Origin of the sequence: Mesotoga infera, from assembly GCA_011045915.1 — a bacterium.
GTDB classification, from domain to species: domain Bacteria; phylum Thermotogota; class Thermotogae; order Petrotogales; family Kosmotogaceae; genus Mesotoga; species Mesotoga infera_D.
Genome location: DSBT01000125.1, coordinates 1 through 2,281 on the forward strand (window position 1 = coordinate 1; position 2,281 = coordinate 2,281).

Annotated in this window: 1 protein-coding gene; it reads right to left on the reverse strand. The window is 44.6% G+C overall.

Annotated features, from left to right (window positions below):
• Nucleotides 1-447 precede the first annotated feature (447 nt).
• Nucleotides 448-2,281 (reverse strand): DUF1998 domain-containing protein (locus ENN47_04780; GenBank protein ID HDP77498.1); only part of this gene is annotated, 1,834 nt, incomplete at its 5' end.

Consider the following 2,281-nt stretch of genomic DNA (forward strand, 5'->3'; position numbering starts at 1 on the left):
ACTGCACCGGTGCGAGACGATTATGGAAGTTGTCTGTTTTCCCCCACACTTTCGAGGGTGTGGGGGTTTCTCTTTTCAAGCCGATCATATTCAAGCAAGTAATGAATTGGTCGTGGCGGCAAGGCAAGATTTTATTCGCGTCAGAAGGTCTTAACTGGAGGACTTCTGAGAAAACGTACACTGTAATTTGTGGAACCAAGAAAACACCGAGAGTGAATGGTGGGAGGACCCTGTTCTTCTGGTTGAGTAATATAATGTGTCTTCGTTACTGAATTCAGTAAGATGTATTGCCTACAGAGACATTAAGGGTATTCTTGGTAATCGGAAGTCTCTGTTAATGTAATCAAGTTTGCTAGGAGAAAGAGGTGTTGGAGGCCGTCTTGACTTGTGACCAGATGACGTGACAAATAAGCGTCAGACCTTGCACTTGGTGAAATGACAATGTCTTTATTGGATTGAGTTTGAGATACTCTGAAGGTACAATGCCATCATCTCGTCATCATCCAGGTCTTTGGCTCCGATCCGAATGACTTCGTAGCCGCTGGCTTTGAGTATTAGTTCTTGCCTTCTGTCAAGGTCTATTTTCTCTTGCCCTTTGCCCTTATGATAAGTGTATCCATCGATATAGATAAGGAGTTTTATATCAGGATATGCAAAATCAGCGATGGTCGTCATATTAGAGATGGTTACCTGGTATTGAAGATGAGGATCTGGAAGTCCGAACTCCCTAACAATGTTAAGAAACTTCGCCTCGGCCGGCGACTCCAGGTTCCCATCAGAAGTCTTTTCTCGCCTGGTGCCTGGTATTTTCACCACTGTAGTAGCCCCTGCAGTTTGTATGAAGTCAAGTACTTCGATTGCTTTCTTCCTATTGAGAACTGAATGGTAGGGTTGATTCCAGAAGCTCAGCAGGCATCTGTAACAGGCAGTCTTGCAATCGCAGGAATCAAGAAGTGTCCTTGCGGTCTTCATTACACTTTCTCTGTACTGGAACAACACCTCAATGTATCCCGAGCCACCCGGTACTGTTTCGAAGAAAGTAACGTGGTAGTTCTCTTCACGCCCGTTTATGAAGCTATCAATCTCACTGGTGCTAATATCCAGGTCAATAGATGCCCCCACCTTCATCGATTCCATATAGTTGGCTGCCTCTTCGAAGCTCTTGAAAGGGCCCACAACCATTACATCAGACACGAATTCTGCGTGAATGCCTCTCCTATACTCGTTAAGTCTTTCTCCTTGAATATGTTTGTTATGGATGGTTTCCAAATGTCTCAAGAAGTGATCTTTCCCATTAGGAGTGTTCTCTTCTATCACTCCACATTCGGGACAAATATAGAAACCATAGCCATAGTTAGGTATATCGCGTTTCGAACCAACGTTTATGAGGACAACTACGTCTTTTCTCCTGAAAGAAGTAATCATTCCGTCAGACTTGGCAGTAAATCCTCCCAGGTGATTTTCCTTAACGATTCCCCTTATGTCGTAGCCCATAATGACTCTACGATTCTCACTATCCCCGGGTCTGCCTTCGAGAGTCAACTTGGGGTCCGTGAGGTGTATTGAATCAAGCTTCAACTGAGCTGGGTTATCGAAAGAAGGTTCATCGGGTTTTTCAGGCATTATATAGTCTTCGATTATGATGAATCTCTGCCTAAAGCCCGCCTTTGTGTCGGCGTTGTAGAAGTTGTACCGTGTCGGTCGGTACTTTTTCCCTACTGCGTAAAGCCTGGAAAGCGGTGCAAATTCCCTTAGAGCGATATTGTAGTTTCTGTCGATTTCAACGAAACCTTCGTTATCTAGGCAGCGGGCAGTAACGTGACCTTTTGCGAGTGAATAACCGGGGAAAAACCCGTACTTGATCAGCACGGAGATCGTATAGAAATCACTGACTGAGTTCTCACCGCCTTGTGGGTGCATAAAGGCATTCAAGTGCTTTGTAATTGAACTAAGTTCTCTCGAAGTAGAACCACGTCTAAACAACTCGGCCCTTTCGTTTATCAGGAAAATGAGGTCGTCGCGTATGTGAATAAATATCTTATCAAGCTGTTCCGGAGAACCGTTAATTAGAAAGTCTTCCAGTTCTCCCTCCACCGACTCCCTTAATGTCTTCAAAGCTTCAGGGGGCCAGTACTTGAAGAAACGCTCCAACTCTTCTCTGAGAAGCTCGTAATGTCTGTATATCAGTTCTTCCAGGGGTCTAGAGAAACCAAATAGGTTCTTAAGCGTTTCAGCTGCATTATCCGCAAACAGGTCTATCCCGTTGAAGAAGGCGTTTATG